The organism is Hydrotalea sp. (assembly GCA_030054115.1).
Lineage (GTDB): Bacteria > Pseudomonadota > Alphaproteobacteria > JASGCL01 > JASGCL01 > JASGCL01.
Genome location: JASGCL010000007.1, coordinates 25,107 through 44,274 on the forward strand (window position 1 = coordinate 25,107; position 19,168 = coordinate 44,274).

Sequence of the window (19,168 nt, forward strand, 5' to 3'; positions counted from 1 at the left end):
AGCAAAATTGGGGATTGAAGCCACCGCAAGAATCAGTATAACTATCGGCAATATAACCATCCGATAAACAATGCTTAGAACCCTTACCATTCAAAACTTAGTCATCATCGACCAGGTTGATATCGATTTTCAATCTGGCCTGAATGTTTTGACCGGCGAAACCGGTGCCGGCAAATCCATTTTGTTGCAGGCCATTATGATGGTGCTGGGGGAAAAAATCGAAAGCCGTATTATCCAGGCTGGCAAGGATTCATGCAACGTAACCGCCGAATTTTCATTTAACATCATTTCGCCCAACCTGAAAAACCTGGCCGAAACCCATGAATTCCCGCTGGATGAAAAAAGCAAGAACCTTACCATCCGCCGAACCCTGAAAAAAGATGGCAAAAGCAAATGTTGGATAAATGACACGCTGGTCGGCATCACGGTGTTGCAACAATTGGCCGCCGAATTGGTCGAGATTGAGGCGCAGGGGCAAAGCCACCGCCTGACGCGGGTCGAAAGCCACCGCGATTTGCTGGATGATTACGGCAAACATAAAAAAATTCTCGACGCGCTGGCCGGCGATTATAAACATTGGCAAGATTTGCTGGGCGAAAAAACCACCTTGGAAAATGAAATAAAAAAATCAATCGCCGACCGCGAATACCTGCGCAACGCAAAAAAAGAATTGGAGGCATTGAACATCAACCCCGATGAGGTAAAAGAATTAGAAGAAAAACGCCGCGCCCTGCAATCGGCCGAAAAAACCATCGCCGCCTTGCAGGAAATCATCGGCTATTTTAACGACCGCAACGGCATCATGGCCGAGGGGTTGAAGGTATCAAAATTATTGTCGCGCATGGCGGGCGATAAAAAAAACCTGAGTGCGGCGGCGGATGCGATGGACAGCGGCCTGACCCATTTGCAAACCGCGCAGGATTTATTGGAAAAAGAATTGAACGATGTCGCCAGCCCCGATTGGTCGTTGCCGGAGATTGAGGATAGGCTGTTCGCGCTGAAAGACATCGGTCGAAAATACCGCCGGCCGGTCGAGGATTTGGGAAATTATTTGGAAGAAATTAATAGCCAATTGGAGGGCAGTAACCAGCAAGCAAAAAAATTAGAAAATATCATGGCCGATATAAAAATTGCTGAAAAAAAATATTATGCCACCGCCGAAACCCTGACCGCGTCGCGCAAAAAATCCGCTATCGATTTAACCGACCATGTCATGGCGGTCTTGCCCGATTTGAAATTGCCCCACGCCAGTTTTCACATCGATTTCTTGCCGCTTGATAACCCGTCGAACAAAGGTGTCGAGAAAATTCAATTTCTTTGCCAAACCAACCCGGGGCAGAATAAAGATTTACTTCACAAAATTGCCTCGGGCGGGGAATTGGCGCGGTTTTTATTGGCTATCGAACAGGCGATTGGTGCCGGCGTCGATTGCCTGGTGTTTGACGAGGTCGATAGCGGGGTCGGCGGCGCAACCGCCGACGCGGTTGGAAAATTATTATTAAAATTGAGCACGCAACAACAATGTTTTGTCATCACCCATTCGCCGCAGGTGGCGGCCATCGGCAAGCACCATTTCCGTGTTGAAAAAATAATAAACAAAGGCAAAACCACCTCGTCGGTAAAAAAACTAAACCCCGAGGAACGAGTCATGGAAATTGCCCGCATGCTGTCGGCCGAAAGCATCACCAAGGAGGCCGAAGCCCAAGCCAAACAATTGCTCGGCCGATAACACACGGCCGATAATTTTTTGCCCGATAATTTTTTGGCCAAAAAAAATCCCCCGTTGATAATATCAAGCGGGGGATTTTAATATCGTTTTTAGAAAAAACTAACGACGTTTAGAAGTCTTCTTCTTAGAAGTTGTTTTCTTCTTAGAAGCCGTTTTTTTCATCGGTTTCTTCTTCGCGCCGGTTGAAGATTTTTTCTTCATCGGTTTTTTCTTCGCGCCAGTCATAGACATAAGACTGGACATGATTGATTTAGCCATGATAATTTTCCTTTCATGTTACTAAAAAGTTGTTATTGAGACTAGATTTCTGCAATTTTCTTGCCAAACATATTATTTTTTTTCATAAACAACATGCGTTAAAAATCAAAACCCTCCCTCAACGTTCGGCATTGCTGTAACATGATTCGCTCAATGTAAACAAGTTATTTTATAAATTAAAATTTCTGTCATTTACCGCAATAGTTTGATAAAAACAGGTCTATAACCAGCAAATGACCAACCCCATGAAAATTTTACTTATTGGTTCTGGCGCGCGCGAACATGCCATGGCGCGCGTCATCGCCCTATCCCCCCTATGCGACGAATTATGGGTCGCGCCCGGCAACCCCGGCATCGCCACCCTGAACCGCGACCACTCGGGTGCGGCACCAACCAACATCATCGCCATTTCCGCCAACGACATTGCCGATTTGGTGGCCTTCGCGGTCGAGACAAAAATATCATTCGTTGTTTGCGGACCGGAGGATCCCCTGACCCTGGGCCTATACGATGCCATGACGGCGGCGGGCATTGCCTGCCTGGGCCCCAGCCGTGCCGCCGCGGCGTTGGAGGGGTCAAAAATCATGATGAAGGATCTGGCGCAACGCAACAACATACCCACCGCGCGTTACGAACATTTTACCGATGCCACCGCCGCCAACCAATTTGCAAAAAAATTATGGGATGAAACACACAAACCCATCGTGATAAAAACCGACGGCCTGGCCGCCGGCAAGGGGGTGGTGATTGCCGAAACGCTCGCCGCCGCCGCCGCCACCATCGACGCCATATTGGTGCAAAAAAAATTCGGGCCTGCGGGGGATGAAATTATCATCGAGGAATTTTTGACCGGCCAAGAATTATCCTATTTCGTCTTGAGCGACGGCACCAACGGCGTTTTCATGGGAACGGCCGAAGACCACAAACAGGCGTTCGATAATGACCAAGGGCCCAACACCGGCGGGATGGGCGCCTTCACCCCCAGCCCAATATTGAACGCCGCGTTGCAAGCGCAAATCGAACGCGACATTGTTGCCCCGACCATCGCCGGCATGAATTCCATCGGCGCGCCATATGTTGGGGTGTTGTTTTTCGGCCTGATGGTCGAGAACAACCACGCCACGTTGTTGGAAATAAACATCCGATTGGGCGACCCGGAGGCCGCCGTGGTGTTAGAAACCATGCAAACCGATTTGTTGATAGCAATGATGTCGGCGCAGAAGCACGCGCTGGAGGATTTTTCCATCAAACATTGGCACAACCAACAGGGCCAACCGCAAACCGCCCTGGCGGTGGTGATGGCGGCCGAGGGTTACCCCGAGCAACCACAGAAAGGCCAAGAAATTACCTTGCCGACGTCATTACCCGATGGTTGTCGCCTACTCCACGCCGGCACCGCCCTTAACAGCGATGGAAAATTAATCGCGAGCGGCGGCCGCGTCTTGACGTTGGTTGCGACCGCCGATGATATACCGGCGGCGCGGGCAAAAATTTACGGCGCAATAAAAACCATAAACTTTCCCCGCAGTTTTTATCGGTCTGATATTGGCGCAAGAAAAAAACAAAAATAATTCACCCGTATTTGACCCTATCACCATGGCGACCATCCCCCTTAGTTTTTATCTTTTTCAACCGGCGGCGCGCGACCATGGTTTGGCGGCGATGTTGCAAAAACACCTGGCGCGCGACAAACGCGCCATGGTGATGGTTGACGACGCGCCATCAGCAAAAAAAATCGATGATATTTTATGGGACTATAGCCAGGACGAATTCTTGCCGCATGATATTATTCATCATGACGAAACCGACCGCACGCAACCGGTTTTGATTATGCCGCTTGATAGCATCGCTAGCAACGGCGAAGAAAAAGTCGGCTTCAAAAATCACAACCAAGCCTCGGCGATTTTTTTTATGCCAAACCAATCCGGCGACATCACCACTATTTTAAAAACCGAGCCCCAGCTCAACCATGGTATCGAACAATGGCTGTTTTTATTTTCGCAACATGACAATCACCACGAATCAATCATGGCAAAAATTTTTGCCATGGTTAGCAATGATGCCAAAAACTTTACCCTGACCCAATGGCAACAAACGGCAAAGGGCGGCTGGCAAGCTCAAAGTCAAAACCAAGCCCAGACTAGCGGGCAATAATTTCGCGTAATAATTTTTTATGGGCTATCGCAGGCGGCTACCGCTTGCTTAACCCCTCTACCCCTTGTTAAATTCCTTTAACAATTCGGCGGTTTTTTCCATGTCCTGGGCCATGCCGGTAATGTGGTAACCGGCGTCGACGTGAACCACCTCGCCACTGACGCCCGATGATAAATCGGACAATAGATAAAGGCCGGTGTTGCCGACATCGTCGATAGTTACATTGCGTTTCAGCGGGCTGTTGATTTCGTTCCATTTTAACATAAAACGAAAATCGCCAATCCCCGACGCGGCCAGGGTTTTTATCGGCCCGGCCGAAATGGCGTTAACGCGAATATTGCGCTTGCCCATATCCATCGCCAAATATTTAACCGACGCCTCCAGCGCGGCCTTGGCCACACCCATCACATTGTAATGCGGCATGACGCGTTCGGCCCCGTAATAGGTCAAGGTAACCAATGACCCACCGTTCGGCATGATTTTATCAGCCCGTTGCGCCAGGGCGGTGAATGAATAGCAAGAAATATCCAAACTGCTGAGGAAGTTTTTGCGGCTGGTGGCGAGGTATTCGCCGGTCAATTCGTTTTTGTCGGAAAAGGCAATGGCATGCACCAAAAAATCTATCGTGCCAAATTTTTCTTTCACTTTGGTAAACAGCTTGTCGATATCGGCGTCGTTGGTGACATCACATGGTTCCAAAAATGTCGAACCAATCGATTCGGCCAGCGGGCGAACGCGTTTTTCCAACACCTCCCCCTGGTAGGTGAAGCCCAAGGTCGCCCCCGCATTGTGCAACGCGCTGGCAATGCCCCAAGCGATCGATTTATCGTTGGCGACGCCAAGGATTAAGCCTTTTTTACCGGCCATTAATCCGGCGGTGTTTTTGTCTGTCATGTGATACTCCCAATAAAGAAATTTATAATATAGTTTTTTTTAGTATAAAGTAGTTATAGAGGTAAAAAAATTGTTTTTCAAGCCGCGATTGGCTATGGTAATTATATGAATAACGGCCCGCAAACTATAAACGCGCAACCCCTTGCATCCCAGCCGATTATATCATTGGGTGACAAAAACCCGTTTGATATTTTTGCCGCCTGGTTCGCCGTCGCCAAAACAACCGAACCCAACGACCCGAATGCCATGGCCCTAAGCACCGTTGACCGCGCCGGTCGCATCAGCAGTCGCATGGTGTTGCTGAAAGATTTTTCAAAAGAAGGTTTTGTCTTTTACACCAACAGCCAGAGCGATAAGGGCAATGCCCTGCGCGATAACCCGCGCGCCGCCCTGCTGTTCCATTGGAAATCCTTGCGCCAACAGATAAGGATAGAAGGCCATATCACCATGGTCAGCACCCAAGAAGCCGATGATTATTTTCATTCGCGACCGGTTGATAGCCAAATTGGTGCCTGGGCGTCGGCGCAATCACGGCCGATGGCGACGCCCGATGATTTAAAAAACAACCTTGCCAAATACAAAAAACAATTTGCCGATTTGCTGGGCGGCGGCAAAATCCCCCGCCCTGATTATTGGCTGGGTTATAGCCTGACCCCCGAACGATTTGAATTTTGGCAAGACCAGCCCAATCGCCTGCATGACCGATTGGTTTTTATAAAACAGGGCGATGGTTTCCGCAGTGAGATTTTGTTTCCGTAAAAATAACATAAAATTAATTATGTTTTCCCTTTTCGCCAGCAAGGGCGGAACGGGCAATCAAGGCGATAGCAATCGCCGATACCAACAACACGATGTGAATGATAATTTGCCATATCAATAATCGGTCATCGATTTCATCGACGTTGATAAAACTGGTCAATAAATGAACCGCGGTAATGCTGACAATTGCCGTTGCCAATTTGGTTTTTAACACCCATGCGCTAACATGCGACAACCAATCGGGTTGGTCTTTTTCATTTTCCAAATCCAACCGCGAAACAAATGTATCCCACCCGCCGATAATAACAATAACCAGCAAATTCGATATCAGCACCGCATCGACCATGTTTAAAATAATCAACATTATCCCAAGCTCGCTCGAGTCACTGTTAAACCCGACTTGGAACAAATGCCATAACTCTTTCAAAAAATGAAGCGCATAGAAAAACAACGCGGCGACCAACCCCATATAAATTGGCATTTGAAACCATCGACTAAAAAATATCAAATATTCCATTTTTTTTTCGATATTGCGCCATGGCTGTGGCCGCCGGGTTTTTGTTGGTTTGCTTGCTTTTTTCATGTTAAAACCTCCTTATAATATGATGGTGTGAAAGGATGCAGTTTATCAAAAAAAACATTGCGCGTCCAGTAAAACGCGCCTATAAAAAATAACAAGTTAGTGCCTTAAAAAAATATGAAGAGCCCTCTTAAAAAAGATATCATCCTTTTAAAAAAACTTTGGCGCGGTTATCTTTTTCATTATCGCTGGCATTACCCGTTGATTATCTTGCTGATGGTCATCACCGCCCTGTCGACCGCCGCCATCGCCAAATTGGTTGAACCGGCGATTGATAAGGGGCTGACGATGGCCGAACAACATGACCTGACTTATCTTTTCTGGTTGGGTGGCGGATTTTTTCTCACCTCGACATTGCGTGGCTTCGCCCTGCTGGGGCAAACGGTCTTGTTGCAACGTATCAGCACCAATGTCATCGAATCGCTCCGCCGCGAAATTTTTTCTGCCCTGCAAACGCGCCCGCTCGAGCTCCTAACCAGCGAGGGCACATCGAAAGAAATATCGCGCTTCACCAACGATGTTAATATCGTCATCGGCAACCTGGGCAACCTGTTGGTCAATGTGGGCAAAGACTTCCCGACCTTTGTTTTTCTGATTGGTTTGCTTTTCACCTACAATTGGTTGATGACCCTGGCGATTGTCATTTTGTTTCCCTTGTTCGCCCTACCGGTCAGAATCCTCGGCCGGCGGATTCGCGAATTATCGCACCGCCAACAATTGCAATCGGGCGAAATGGTCGCCGTGTTGGACGATAGTTTAAAGGGCGCAAAACACGTGCGCGCCTACGGGTTGGAGGAATGGCAAAGGGCGCGCGTCAATCAATCCTTCGCCGACAACAGCCGCACCGCAAAAAAATCCAACCTGATGAAGGCCTGGTCGAATCCGTCGATGAATATCATCTTGGGCATTATTTATTTTATGACACTGGCGATGGCGGGCTACAGCATCTCTCGCGGCTTGATGACCCAAGGGCAATTTACCGGCTACCTCTTCACCCTCATGCTGGCCTTCGCGCCGATTCGCGCCCTGGCCGGCGTTACCGCCAATATCAACGACGCCGCACCGGCGTTGGAGCGGATTTTTGAACTGGTGCAGGAAGAGGCCAAACGCCCCAAAGTAACCGCCGGCAAAGAATTGGTCATCAACAATGGCACCATCGTTTTCGACAAAATAAGTTTTGCCTACCCCGATGGGCGCGAAATTTTTAAAAATTTTTCCTTGACCGTGCCGGGCGGCAAAACCGTTGCCCTGGTTGGCGCGTCGGGCGCGGGTAAATCAACCCTGATGAATCTTATCCCGCGGCTTTACCAATTAAGCGGTGGCAGGATTTTAATCGATGGCCAAGATATAAAAAATTGTTCGCTCGAATCGTTGCGCAAAAAAATCGCGCTGGTCAGCCAAGAACAAGGCCTGTTCGATGTCAGCATCCACGATAATATCTGGGTGGGTGATTTATCAGCCGATGAAGCCGCAATAAAAAAAGCCGCCACCCGGGCCGAGGCTGTCAATTTTATCAACCACCTGCCCCACGGGTTTCGCACCCGCGCCGGTGAATTGGGCAACGCCCTGTCGGGTGGGCAAAAACAACGGGTCTCGCTGGCGCGCGCTTTTTTACGCGACGCGCCGATTATTTTGTTGGACGAGGTCACCTCCGCGCTCGACGCCAAAACCGAAAAATCGTTACAAAAAACGTGGGAAGAATTGTTGCGCAACCGCACCGCCCTTATCATTGCGCACCGCCTGGCCACGGTGAAAAAAGCCGACATCATCTTGGTGCTTGATAAGGGGCAAATCCACGAGCAAGGCACCCACGATGAATTGATGAAGCGCAACGGGCTTTACGCCGAATTGGCGCGCGAACAATTGGTTGGCGAATAAATAAAAAAATAAGAGTGAGGCGTAAATGAAAAAAAAATACCAGCCGTTATTATTGTTCTACTACAATCTATGTTTGGTGGTCGATGTTTTTTTATTGCTGGTGTGGTTGGTGGTTGGCCTGACGCGCTGGCTATTGCGCGCCGAGGGCACGGCAATGATAAAAGAACGTTTCGGTTTTTGGCCACACCATCGCACATTGTTGCGCGCCATTGGCACGCGTAAAATCATCTGGCTTCATGCCCCATCGTTGGGTGAAACCCGCTCGGTGTTGCCCATCATCAGCAACCTAGAAAAAAATCACGGCGATATTTTTTTTATCATCACCTGCCAATCGCCATCGGCGCGGCTCGCCCTGGCAAGTTTCTTGCGCGACGCCCTGCCAAAAAATAATTTTTATCTGACCTTAAGCCCGTTTGATAATTTGTGGTTATTAAAAAATAAATGGCGTGGGTTACGACCAAGGTTTTTTTTCTTGGCCGAATCTGATTTCTTGCCGCGCCGCGCCCTGTGGTTGGCGGTCAACCGCGTGCCAGCTGTCTTGTTAAATGGCCGGATGAGTAAGAAAAGTTTTTTTTTCTTCAACTTCATCATGCGCTGGACATGGGGGCGGGTTATCTTTCGCAACCTCGACGCCATCTGGGCGCAATCATCGACCGCGCAAAATTATTTGTCGCGTCTGTCCGACAAAAATATTTTTTATCACGGCAATTTAAAATTATTTAAAACCGCCGACACCCCGAAAAAAAACTTGGTGGCATTTTATAAACAGGCGATTCCGGCCGACAAACAACCTTTGTTATTTTCCTGCCTGCACCCTGGGGAGGAAAAAATGCTACTCGACCTTTATAAAAAATTTCCAGAATTAAAAAAATATTTTTTTGCCATCATCGTGCCGCGCCACCCGACACGCGCCGTTTGGCAAAAATCTTTTCATTTGCGTGCCGCGGCGGTTGGGTTGACGTCGCGCGATTTTCTGCTCGTCTCCTCCTTTGGTCATTTGGCCAGTCTTTATCACCTCTGCCCCTTGGTGTTGCTCGGTGGTTCGTGGGCGCGGCGCGGCGGCCATAACCCGAAGGAAGCCCTTGACCAGGGTTGTTGCCTATTGCACGGCCCGCATGTCGGCAACGCGGTTGATATTTACACCGATACCGACGGGCGACGCATTACCTTCATGGTCGACGGGCTTGACGCCATTTATAAAAAAATTATTTGGTTCAAAAAATTATCATCGGCCGAACAACAGCAATTTGTCAGCCGCACCAAAAAATGGCAGGGCAACCAGCGCGACAACATCGCCACCATCAACAATATTATTGCACCCATGGTAAGCCGCGCGCTGAGGGATGATTGACATGTTGCTATGGTGGCATCACCCGAAAAACCTATCCGCCGGCCAAAAAATTTTATTCTGGTCGGTATTGCCACTGTGGTGTTTTTTGCTTTGGCCGCTCGCTGTTTTATGGCAAATCTTGCGGCTGTTGCGGAAAATTTTTCAGACAATAGTTTTTCGTCAACCGGTAACCGACCTGCCGATTTTGTTGGTCGGCAATATCGTGGTCGGTGGTGGTGGAAAAACGCCGGTGGTGGCGATGCTCCATCGCTATTTTCCACGGTCGGTCACATTGGTCAAAAATTATAAGGCCGCTTGGCGATGGCCGTCACCCGCCGTCTTAATCGAAAAAAATAAAAAACTTGCCGGCGCGATGGATGAGGCGCAACTCCACGCGCTTGGCAATAGGTTTACAACGCCCAGCTCCGGCGCCAGCGACGTCGTGTTGTGCAAAAATCGTCGCGCCGGTTTGCGCTTGATTGAAAAACTGCGGCAACAAAAAAAATACGAACTCATCATCGCCGACGATGGGTTCGAGGATTATAGCTTCCGCCCGACCATCACCCTCCTCACCTGCCAGGCTGATTTTGGCTTGGGCAACGGCCTGCCCCTGCCGCTCGGGCCGCTCCGCCAACTATTGCCCTTGGTTGTCAATCGCCGCACGCGCCGGCCAGACGCTTGGTTGTGGTTGCGTGATAAATTTACCGCCGCCAACAATTTGCCAACCTCTATTGCCAATATGTCAGCACCAATTTTTTTATTAAAAAAAAATTACCGCGCGCCGTTCAGTAAAGGGACGCGGCTTGTCCCCTTCGCCGGCATCGCCCGGCCCGGGGCATTTTTCAACGGCGTCAAAAAACTTGGCGGCAAGGTGGTGGCGAGCAAAAAATTTATCGACCACTACCAATTTTCTGACCGCGATATAAAAAACTTAGAAAATTTAGCAACAAAACATCACGCGCAATTGATTACCACGCAAAAAGATTTCGTGCGCCTATCGCCCGATGTTGCAAAAAATATATTGACCATGCCGCTCAGCATCGACGGCGACCCAACTTTAATTGATTTTATTAAAAGGAAGTTGTATAATAATAATATGAAAAAAATAGAAAAAGATTGGAAAAAAATCTTACCAGCGGATGTGTATCACATCACCCGCGAAAAAGGGACCGAGCGTGCCTTCACCGGCAAATATAATGACCACCATGAAAAGGGGGTCTATCATTGCCGTTGCTGTGGTGCCGAGCTTTTTTCGGCCAGCGACAAATTCGATTCCGGCACCGGTTGGCCCAGTTTTACCAAACCGGCGAAGGACAAAATGGTGGCCGAGGAAGCCGATAATGGATTTTTTATGAAACGCACCGAGGTTTTGTGCAACGCCTGCGACGCACACCTTGGCCATGTCTTCCCCGACGGGCCGGAACCAACCGGTTTGCGTTACTGCATCAATTCGGCGTCGCTTGATTTTAAGAAAAAATAATCCTTGCGGATTTTTTTATTTGGCGAGCGGGTGTTTTTCCAACACTAGTTTTTTCTTTTGCGCCAAATCCAAATGGGTGTAAATTTCGGTGGTGGCGATGTGGCTGTGGCCCAATAACAATTGCAACGACCGCACGTCGGTGCCGCCCGCCAACAGATGACAGGCGAAGGCATGGCGCAACACATGGGGGCTGATATTTTTTTCGTCGAGGTTTGCGGCGCGCGCCAAGTCTTTTAGCAGTTGCGAAAATCGTTGCCGCGTTACATGACCCGATTCGCTGACCGCGCCGCGCCCGCCGGACGATGGAAACAAAAATGCCGATTCTTTATTTTTATCGCCGCGCGGCAAAAAAAATTCGCGCACCGCGAGGTAATCATCAACCGCCGTCACCGCCGATGAATTGATGATAACGAATCGCTCCTTTGCCCCCTTGCCCATGACGCGGATAATTTTTTTTTCCAGGTCGATGGCGGCAACCGGCAATGCCAACATTTCCGAAACGCGCAGGCCGGCGGCGTAAAGCAATTCGACCATCGCCTTTAACCGCGCCTGTTCTTTTTTTTCTAAATTATCTATCGTCGCCAATAATTTTGCCGCATCATCGACCGACATGGTTTTGGGCAGGGCGCGTGGAATTTTTGGATTTTCAATTTCGGCAAATGGATTATCGGCGATATATTTTTCGCGCCACAAAAAATTATAAAATTGTCGCAGTGCCGATAATTTTCGCGCCTGACTGCTCTTGCCGATATTTTCCGCCGACACCAAATGGAGCAAATAATCGCTGGCGTCGCGAACCCCTACCTTACCCGGGGTTATTTTTTTTCGCTGAAGGTAAAATAAAAATTGCAGAAGGTCATCGCGGTAGGCGGCAAGGCTCAAGGCCGCCAAGCCCCGTTCGGCCGAATAGGTTTCCAAAAAATACACCAACCATTCTTTATCCAGCGGCGGCAGGTCGCTGGCAATAATTTTTTGATTAAGGGTTTGCGCCATGGTTTCCTATCATGCAAAAACCTTTCCAGCGGGGTGCGATGTCATGGCTAAAGCCGCAACAATACTTGCTTTGCGTCGTTCAGCAATTTTTGCTCGCCCTGTAAAATTACCAAGCGGTCGAGCAATTCTTTTTTTATTTCTTCCTTGGCGCGTTTCATAAATTCGGCGTTATCGGTTTTTTGTTTAGTAACCGCAACATCCTTATCCAATTGCGCCAATTTTTTATCCAACAAATTTTCCATCTTGGCCATGTCCAAATCATTGGGCAAGCCCATGCTAAAGGTTGCGCCCTGCACCGGTATAGCAATGATGTTTTTATTTTCTGGTTTTTTAATTTCTTCCAAACTAACCCTTCTCAAACCCGCCAGGGCGATAATCGAATCGGCCCAACTATCTTGTCCGCCCACCGTCACCGGCAAAATAATTTTTTCATCCAACTGCAACGTGGTGCGAAGCGACCGCGCCCGTTCAACCAATTCTTTAAACCGCCCAACATAATCATGCGCCGAACCATGGTCATATTTATTCTGCCACACCGGCCAAACTTGATTGCATAAAAAATCTTTATCGCCACTGGCAAAAAAATGCTGATAGATTTCTTCGCTAACAAATGGCATCGTCGCATGCATCGCAATCAAAATCTGCCGCAGAACAAATAATAATGTGTCGGCGGTTTCTTGGTAATCGGCACGTTGCTTGTCTTGCAATATCGGCTTGACCATTTCCAAATACCAATCACAAAATTCATGCCACACCAAATGATGCAATTCATTGGCGTAATAATCAAACCGATAATCGGCGAGATGTTGCTCGCATTGTTTTATCGCGCGCGCCAATTCCGCTACCATCCAACCATTGATGGGGTTATTCGTCGTCGGTGCTTCATCACCAACCTTTACCGCGCCAATTTCATCACCCAACAGCAGGCCGCAAAACCGCGCGCCATTCCACAATTTGGTAACGAAGTTGCGATAGCCACGCACACGCTCCATCGATAATTTAATATCGCGCCCGGGCGATGACAAGGCGGTCAATGAAAACCGCACCGCGTCGGCACCAAATTCATTTATCAAATCCAACGGGTCGATGACATTGCCTTTTGATTTCGACATTTTTTGCCCTTTCTCGTCGCGCACCAGGGCATGCACGTAAACCGTGTCGAACGGAATCTCTTTCATGAAATACAAACCCATCATCACCATGCGCGCCACCCAGAAAAAAATAATATCAAAACCAGTAACCAGCAAATTGGTCGGGTAATGTTTTTTTAACATCGGCGTTTCGTCGGGCCAACCCAATGTCGAAAACGGCCACAGGCCAGCTGAAAACCACGTATCCAGCACGTCATTGTCCTGCGTCAGCTTAGTTTTTTTTCCGTAATGCGCCGCCGCCAAATCCTCAGCACTTGCCAAATCCGCCGCGACAAAAATTTTTCCGTCATCGGCGTAATAGGCCGGAATGCGGTGCCCCCACCAAAGTTGCCGCGAAATGCACCATGGCTCGATATTTTCCAACCACCGATAATAATCATTTTCCCACGTCTCGGGGATGAATTTTACCTTACCCGATTTCACCACATCGAGTGCCGGCCCGGCCAAAACATCGGCCCTCAAAAACCATTGCTCGGTCAACAGATATTCCACCGGCACACCACCGCGGTCGCCATAGGGCACGGTGTGGGTTATATCCTCGACCTTTACCAACGCGTCGCCCAAATCCTTCACCATTTCTTTGCGCGCGGCAAAACGTTCCATGCCGCGATATTTTTCGGGAATATCATCGCTGGCCAGCAAATGACCGGTTTTATCAAAAATCTCAATGATGCCAAGTTTGTGTTTTTGATATAGCTTAAAATCATTCGGGTCAGATGACGGCGTAACCTTCAACGCGCCCGACCCGGCTGTGCGGTCGACCATTTCATCGGCGATGATAATTAATTCGCGCCCAGTTATCGGTTGCTTGATATGCTTGCCGATAAATTTTTGGTAACGTTCGTCGTCGGGGTGCACCGCCACCGCCGTGTCGCCCAACAATGTTTCGGGGCGCGTGGTGGCGATGGTGATGTCGTCGCCGCCGCCAACCAACGGGTAACGAATGTAATATAATTTGCCACGCACCGGTGTCGGCACAACCTCCAAATCTGAAATGGCGGTTTCCATTTTTGGGTCCCAATTGACCATGCGCTTTGCCTTGTAAATTAACCCGTCGTTATAAAGTTGCACGAAGGCCTTGGTCACCGCCTTTGACAAGCCGGCGTCCATCGTGAAACGCTCGCTTTGCCAATCGGGGCTGGCGCCCAGGCGGCGCAATTGTTGGGTTATCATGCCGCCGGATTCTTCCTTCCACGCCCAGACCCGTTGCAAAAATTTTTCGCGCCCCAATTTATGGCGGTCGGTTTGTTCCAATGCCAATTTTTTTTCGACGACCTGTTGCGTCGCGATAGACGCATGGTCGGTGCCGGGTTGCCAATGGGTTTCAAAATTCTTTAACCGGTGATACCGCACCATTATGTCCTGCAATGTGTTGTTCAAGGCATGACCCATGTGCAACGACCCGGTAATATTCGGCGGCGGAATCATCACCGTATATGGTTTGGCATCGCTCAATTTTTTCAACGGGTTTTGCGCGCGGAACGCACCCGCCCCCTCCCACGCGGCGTATATTTTTTGCTCGGCGTTGGCGAAATCAAAATTCTTGTCTAAAATTTTTTTGTCCATATGTGGTATTGTCTAGCAACTTTTATTTTGCTAGGCAATCATTATGACGACGGTTGCATTTTTGGGTTTGGGCATTATGGGTGGCAACATGGCGCGCCATGTCGCGGTTAAGGGCAATGCCGCCGGCATCACCGCCCTGAACATTTACAACCGCACCCCTGACAAGGCTAATAATTTGGCTAAGAGCGTCGCCGCCGAGGTCAGCAACTGCACCATCACCATCGCGACGGACGTCGCATCGGCGGTAAAAAACGCCGACATCGTCCTCGCCTGTCTCGGCAATGATTCGTCGGTGCGGGCAATAACCCAGGTCGCCTTCCCCGCCATGAAATCGGGCGCGTTGTTCGTCGACCACACCACGGCCTCGGCCAGTTTGGCGAAGGATCTCTATGCCACCGCCAAAACCAAAAATTTATTTTTTTTAGACGCACCAGTTTCCGGCGGCCAAGCCGGCGCTGAAAAGGGGATATTGAGCATCATGGTCGGCGGCGATGAAGATGTTTTCAACCGCGCCCAACCGGTCATGGCCTGTTACGGCAAAATTATCGAACGCATCGGCGACAGCGGCGCGGGGCAATTGGCCAAGATGGTAAATCAAATCGCCATCGCCGGTTTGTTGCAGGGGTTATCGGAAGCGATTTTTTTGGGCGAACAATCCGGCATCGACATGACCAAGGTGTTAAAGGTCATCAGCGGTGGCGCGGCGCAAAGTTGGCAAATGGAAAACCGCGGTGCCACCATGTTAGAACGCAAATTTGATTTTGGTTTCCAGGTCAAATGGATGGTCAAGGATTTGTTGATATGTTTGGCCGAGGCAAAAAATTTAAACATCGAATTACCCATAACCAAACAGGTCGAACAATTTTACGAAGAAATAAAATCATCGGGTGGCGAAACATTCGACACCAGCGCGCTCATCACGCGGCTCAAATAGCAATTTATTGGATAAAAAAATCACTCCGCCAATAAATTTGCCCTACCGCTTCGCTACTTGAGGGCATTAAATTCGCCCTACCGCTTCGCTACTTGAGCGCGGCCGATAATCGTTGCGAATGGTTTGCGATATTGCTGAACGCAATATCGCTCGCAACGATTTCGAGAATGACGGGTAGAGGGGCGAGCGGCGCGGGCTTCGAGAATGACGGGTAGAGAGAGTCCGAACGGCGGAGTAAAAAACGACGGGGGATAGTGCGATGCCGTAATGCCTGTCGGCGTGCTTCAGCGCGCCGACGGGATAGAATCGTGGCCCATAAGCGGGGTTCTGTATTAGGCGATTATTCATCTGGTGATGGCGTTGCCACCATCATCTTGCGATCAACCCGGCCATCAACCCTTTCGGAACGGGGGTTATAACGATGACCCTATTTGATCTTGCTTGCCATTTGGTTTGTCTTTGCCCCCGTTATTACTAACGAAGCGGTGGGCTCTTACCCCACCTTTTCACCCTTACCATTTGCATGGCGGTTATTTTCTGTGACACTTTCACTAACATTGTCGTCGCCAACAACGCCGCCGCCGGTTAGGCGGAATGGATTCCAAAAATAAAGCCCCGACTTTCCTCAAAAAAAAATATTGTTACCAACGAATTTTTCTGCAATCGCCGGACCACGATTCTGCCCCGACATTATGCCAACCGCCGTTTTTTTACAAGGTCAATTTTTTTTTAGCGATTTGTAAACCGCAAGCCAAAGGCTTTTTTTAATGTCGCGGTGTCGACCATTGGGTCATACCCCATGGCCAATAATTGGTCGCGCGCTTTATCATCCGCCATGGTTAAAATATTGCGGTGTGGTGCCATGTCCTGCGCCAAATTTTCCACCACCAGCCGTTGCCACGGAAATGTTGCCCCCGGGTCAATTTTGCGGTCGGGCGCAATGTCGCTGTGGCCGACGATGTTTTCCGGCGGCACGGAAAACTTGCCACGCCAATGGTGGAGCAAGGCCATCAGGGATTCGATTTGCGCAATCGGGTAATCGGCAAGCTTGCCATTTTTGTCAGGGTAACGCACACCGCCATGTTGCAATTCCACCCCCAGCGAATGGGGGTTCAGGTTGCGCGTGCCGCGCCAGTAACTTAAGCCGGCGTGCCAGGCGGTTTTGTCATCGGCAACCAGGCGATAGATTTTCCCATCGCTATCTATCACCACGTGACTGCTTACTTTTTTTTGTGGGTCTTGCAAAATGCCAAAGGTTTCAGCCAAATTTTTTGTATCGGTGTAATGAATAACAATGAAGCGCGGCGTTGCGTCTGCGCTATCTTCGCCCTTGTTATGTTCGCCTGCGCGCGCGCGCCAATTTGGTGATGGCGCGTCGATAAAATTAATCATCTATCAAAATAAAAATGCAAAAATAATGACCGATAATTATCGGCGAGCATCGATGGGGGTATTAACCCAAACGCGCCAATTCGCGCCGCATGACTTCCTTAACGATGGTTTCCAAATTATGGTCAACCCACGTTTTTAAATATGGCCGCACCGATTCGCGCACAATTTGTTCAATGGTAACACCGCCGCGACCCATTGCCACGCCAACAACCCCATTGCCCAAACGGCGGTCTTGAATGGCTTGGCGCACTTGGTTGATGGCATCCTCCGACACGGCGCGCGCCCTGTCGCTGACGATATTTGAACCATTCAACCATTCGTCGCCGATTAAATCTTGGTCATAATTTTGACCTGAGGCACGTGTGGCGGTGATGATTTCCTTAACGCAGTTATCGGCGTCGTTATCGGTCGCCCGCGGTTGTGGCATGCGGTCAGAAATATCAATCACCGAATCCATTTCGTTGCCCGGCCCGTCAACCAAGATAATTGGTTTGTCGTCGCCGATGTAATTTTCTTCTCGCCGGAAATACTGGGGGGCTTGGTTTTTAATATCGGTCATATTCGCTTGGCTCCTTTGGCCATTTTTTAACGTGATGGGTGTTTTTATTTCGTTCTATTCTCGCAATACTTGTCCATTATAAGCAAAAATATAGCCTTTGGCAAGCGGAAAAATAACGGCCTACCCCAGCTTAAAAGCCGCGTGGAGTTTTTGCACCGCGCGCTTGGCGTCTTCCTCCCGCACCAGGACGCTGATTTTGATTTCGCTGGTCGAGATAGCATCAAGGTTGATTTTTTCATCCGCCAGGGTATCAAACATGGTTTTGGCAACGCCGGGCGATGACCGCATGCCCACGCCGATGACCGAAACCTTCGCCACCTTATCATCGAACAAAATATCGTCGTAACCAATCATCGCCTTATTTTTTTGCAATACATCCAAACCACGCTTTAAATCTTGGCGCGGCAGGGTAAAGGTAATATCGGCAAAATCATCTTCCTTTTCATGGTGCGACCCCGATTGAATAATCATATCGACGTTGATATTGGCCTCGGCCAAGCGACCAAAAATCGCCGCTGAAACGCCGGGCTTATTTTTAAGCTTATAAAGCGTTATCTTGGCTTCCTTATCATCCAACGCCACCGCGGTGATAATTTTTTCTTCGATTTTTTTATTCATGTTATCGCGTGCCAAATTTTTTTCATCCAGCACCATCGTGCCGTTGTTTTTATCGCCTGGTTCTACAAAACTCGACAAAACTTGTAAAGGCATTTTAAATTTCATCGCCAATTCCACCGAACGCGCATGCAAAACCTTTGACCCAAGCGACGCCATTTCGAGCATTTCCTCGTAGGCGACATTGTCCAATTTTTTTGCATTTGCCACCAACCGCGGGTCGGCGCGGTAAACACCATCGACGTCGGTGTAAATATCGCACCTTATGGCTTGCAACGCCACCGCCATCGCCACCGCCGATGTGTCGGAACCGCCACGGCCCAGCGTGGTGATGCGGCCAATGTCATTCGCCCCCTGGAAACCGGTGACCACCGCCACCTCGCCCTTTGCCATCGATTTTTTTATCGCTGTCACATCAATGTCAGTGATGCGCGCCATGCCATGGTTGTCGTTTGTTTTGACGGCGATTTGAAATCCTTGCCACGAACGCGCCGGCACCCCCATGGCGTTCAGGATAATCGCCATCAACCCCGCGCTAACATTCTCACCGCTGGCCAACACCGCATCATATTCGGCGGTGATATGCAGGTTCTTGTTATCTTCATCCGCGCTATTGACCAACGCAACCAAGCGGTTTGTCTCCCCCGCCATGGCCGAGACGACGACGCAAATGCCGTAACCTTCCGCCGCGCCCGCTTGATAAAAATGCTTGATAATTTTGGCCGATGCCCTCATGCGGTCGACCCCGGCGACCGAGGTGCCACCGAATTTCATCACCAGGCTGTTTTTGCGGGGGCGTTCTTTTACCATTTTTATTTATAAATATAGTTGCGATATCAGGACGGAATTATAACAAAATTACAACGCTTTCATCCCATCGCGCAATGCAATGGACG

16 protein-coding genes and 1 other RNA gene are annotated in these 19,168 nt (G+C 49.3%); 8 read left to right on the forward strand and 9 right to left on the reverse strand.

The features are described from left to right. Positions 1 to 70: 70 nt before the first annotated feature. Positions 71 to 1,729: a DNA repair protein RecN gene (gene recN / locus QM529_02640; GenBank protein MDI9313561.1), complete on the forward strand. Its 1,659-nt coding sequence runs from the start codon at positions 71 to 73 to the stop codon at positions 1,727 to 1,729. 99 nt (positions 1,730 to 1,828) lie between these two features. Here recN and QM529_02645 read toward each other — a convergent pair whose 3' ends face one another. Next, positions 1,829 to 1,987 (reverse strand): hypothetical protein, encoded by a 159-nt coding sequence (locus QM529_02645; protein MDI9313562.1) that lies wholly within the window; start codon positions 1,985 to 1,987, stop codon positions 1,829 to 1,831. Positions 1,988 to 2,232: 245 nt separating this feature from the next. Here QM529_02645 and purD point away from each other — a divergent pair, with 245 nt between their 5' ends. Both purD and QM529_02655 read left to right on the forward strand, forming a co-directional pair. Then, a complete protein-coding gene (gene purD / locus QM529_02650) occupies positions 2,233 to 3,558 on the forward strand; it encodes a phosphoribosylamine--glycine ligase (protein ID MDI9313563.1) in 1,326 nt (441 codons plus the stop codon). Next, positions 3,533 to 4,141, forward strand: coding sequence for a DNA polymerase III subunit chi (locus QM529_02655; GenBank protein MDI9313564.1), 609 nt, complete (start codon positions 3,533 to 3,535; stop codon positions 4,139 to 4,141). The genes purD and QM529_02655 overlap by 26 nt, the downstream gene beginning before the upstream one ends. A 57-nt stretch (positions 4,142 to 4,198) precedes the next feature. On the opposite strand, the gene fabI is transcribed toward QM529_02655, so the two are convergent. Then, a complete protein-coding gene (fabI, locus tag QM529_02660) occupies positions 4,199 to 5,035 on the reverse strand; it encodes an enoyl-ACP reductase FabI (GenBank protein ID MDI9313565.1) in 837 nt (278 codons plus the stop codon). Between the two features lie 105 nt (positions 5,036 to 5,140). On the opposite strand from fabI, the gene pdxH reads away from it, so the two are divergent. Next, positions 5,141 to 5,794, forward strand: coding sequence for a pyridoxamine 5'-phosphate oxidase (gene pdxH / locus QM529_02665; protein ID MDI9313566.1), 654 nt, complete (start codon positions 5,141 to 5,143; stop codon positions 5,792 to 5,794). A 13-nt stretch (positions 5,795 to 5,807) separates the two neighbouring features. Here pdxH and QM529_02670 read toward each other — a convergent pair whose 3' ends face one another. Beyond that, a complete protein-coding gene (locus QM529_02670) occupies positions 5,808 to 6,377 on the reverse strand; it encodes a TIGR00645 family protein (protein ID MDI9313567.1) in 570 nt (189 codons plus the stop codon). Positions 6,378 to 6,491: 114 nt separating this feature from the next. On the opposite strand from QM529_02670, the gene QM529_02675 reads away from it, so the two are divergent. The 3 genes from QM529_02675 to msrB are packed head-to-tail and all read left to right on the forward strand — an operon-like array spanning position 6,492 to position 11,062. Beyond that, positions 6,492 to 8,252, forward strand: coding sequence for an ABC transporter ATP-binding protein (locus QM529_02675; protein ID MDI9313568.1), 1,761 nt, complete (start codon positions 6,492 to 6,494; stop codon positions 8,250 to 8,252). A 25-nt stretch (positions 8,253 to 8,277) separates the two neighbouring features. Beyond that, a complete protein-coding gene (locus QM529_02680) occupies positions 8,278 to 9,603 on the forward strand; it encodes a glycosyltransferase N-terminal domain-containing protein (protein ID MDI9313569.1) in 1,326 nt (441 codons plus the stop codon). Next, the gene (gene msrB / locus QM529_02685; protein MDI9313570.1) at positions 9,596 to 11,062 is read left to right on the forward strand and encodes a peptide-methionine (R)-S-oxide reductase MsrB; all 1,467 of its coding nucleotides are present in this window, start codon (positions 9,596 to 9,598) and stop codon (positions 11,060 to 11,062) included. The genes QM529_02680 and msrB overlap by 8 nt, the downstream gene beginning before the upstream one ends. Positions 11,063 to 11,077: 15 nt before the next feature. On the opposite strand, the gene QM529_02690 is transcribed toward msrB, so the two are convergent. Beyond that, the gene (locus QM529_02690; GenBank protein MDI9313571.1) at positions 11,078 to 12,055 is read right to left on the reverse strand and encodes a tyrosine recombinase; all 978 of its coding nucleotides are present in this window, start codon (positions 12,053 to 12,055) and stop codon (positions 11,078 to 11,080) included. A 47-nt stretch (positions 12,056 to 12,102) separates the two neighbouring features. Continuing rightward, positions 12,103 to 14,772, reverse strand: coding sequence for a valine--tRNA ligase (locus QM529_02695; GenBank protein ID MDI9313572.1), 2,670 nt, complete (start codon positions 14,770 to 14,772; stop codon positions 12,103 to 12,105). A 43-nt stretch (positions 14,773 to 14,815) separates the two neighbouring features. On the opposite strand from QM529_02695, the gene QM529_02700 reads away from it, so the two are divergent. Beyond that, entirely contained in the window at positions 14,816 to 15,706 is an 891-nt protein-coding gene (locus tag QM529_02700; protein ID MDI9313573.1) for an NAD(P)-dependent oxidoreductase, read from the forward strand. Between the two features lie 300 nt (positions 15,707 to 16,006). Here QM529_02700 and rnpB read toward each other — a convergent pair. The 4 genes from rnpB to QM529_02720 all read right to left on the reverse strand — a co-directional run bounded on the left by rnpB (position 16,007) and on the right by QM529_02720 (position 19,082). Next, an RNA gene (rnpB, locus tag QM529_02705) (RNase P RNA component class A) lies at positions 16,007 to 16,385 on the reverse strand. A 50-nt stretch (positions 16,386 to 16,435) separates the two neighbouring features. Next, positions 16,436 to 17,098 (reverse strand): N-acetylmuramoyl-L-alanine amidase, encoded by a 663-nt coding sequence (locus QM529_02710; GenBank protein ID MDI9313574.1) that lies wholly within the window; start codon positions 17,096 to 17,098, stop codon positions 16,436 to 16,438. A 61-nt stretch (positions 17,099 to 17,159) separates the two neighbouring features. Next, entirely contained in the window at positions 17,160 to 17,657 is a 498-nt protein-coding gene (locus tag QM529_02715) for a DUF2497 domain-containing protein (GenBank protein MDI9313575.1), read from the reverse strand. 120 nt (positions 17,658 to 17,777) lie between these two features. Further along, on the reverse strand, positions 17,778 to 19,082 hold the full coding sequence (locus QM529_02720; protein ID MDI9313576.1) for an aspartate kinase: 1,305 nt from the start codon (positions 19,080 to 19,082) through the stop codon (positions 17,778 to 17,780). Between the last annotated feature and the right edge of the window lie 86 nt (positions 19,083 to 19,168).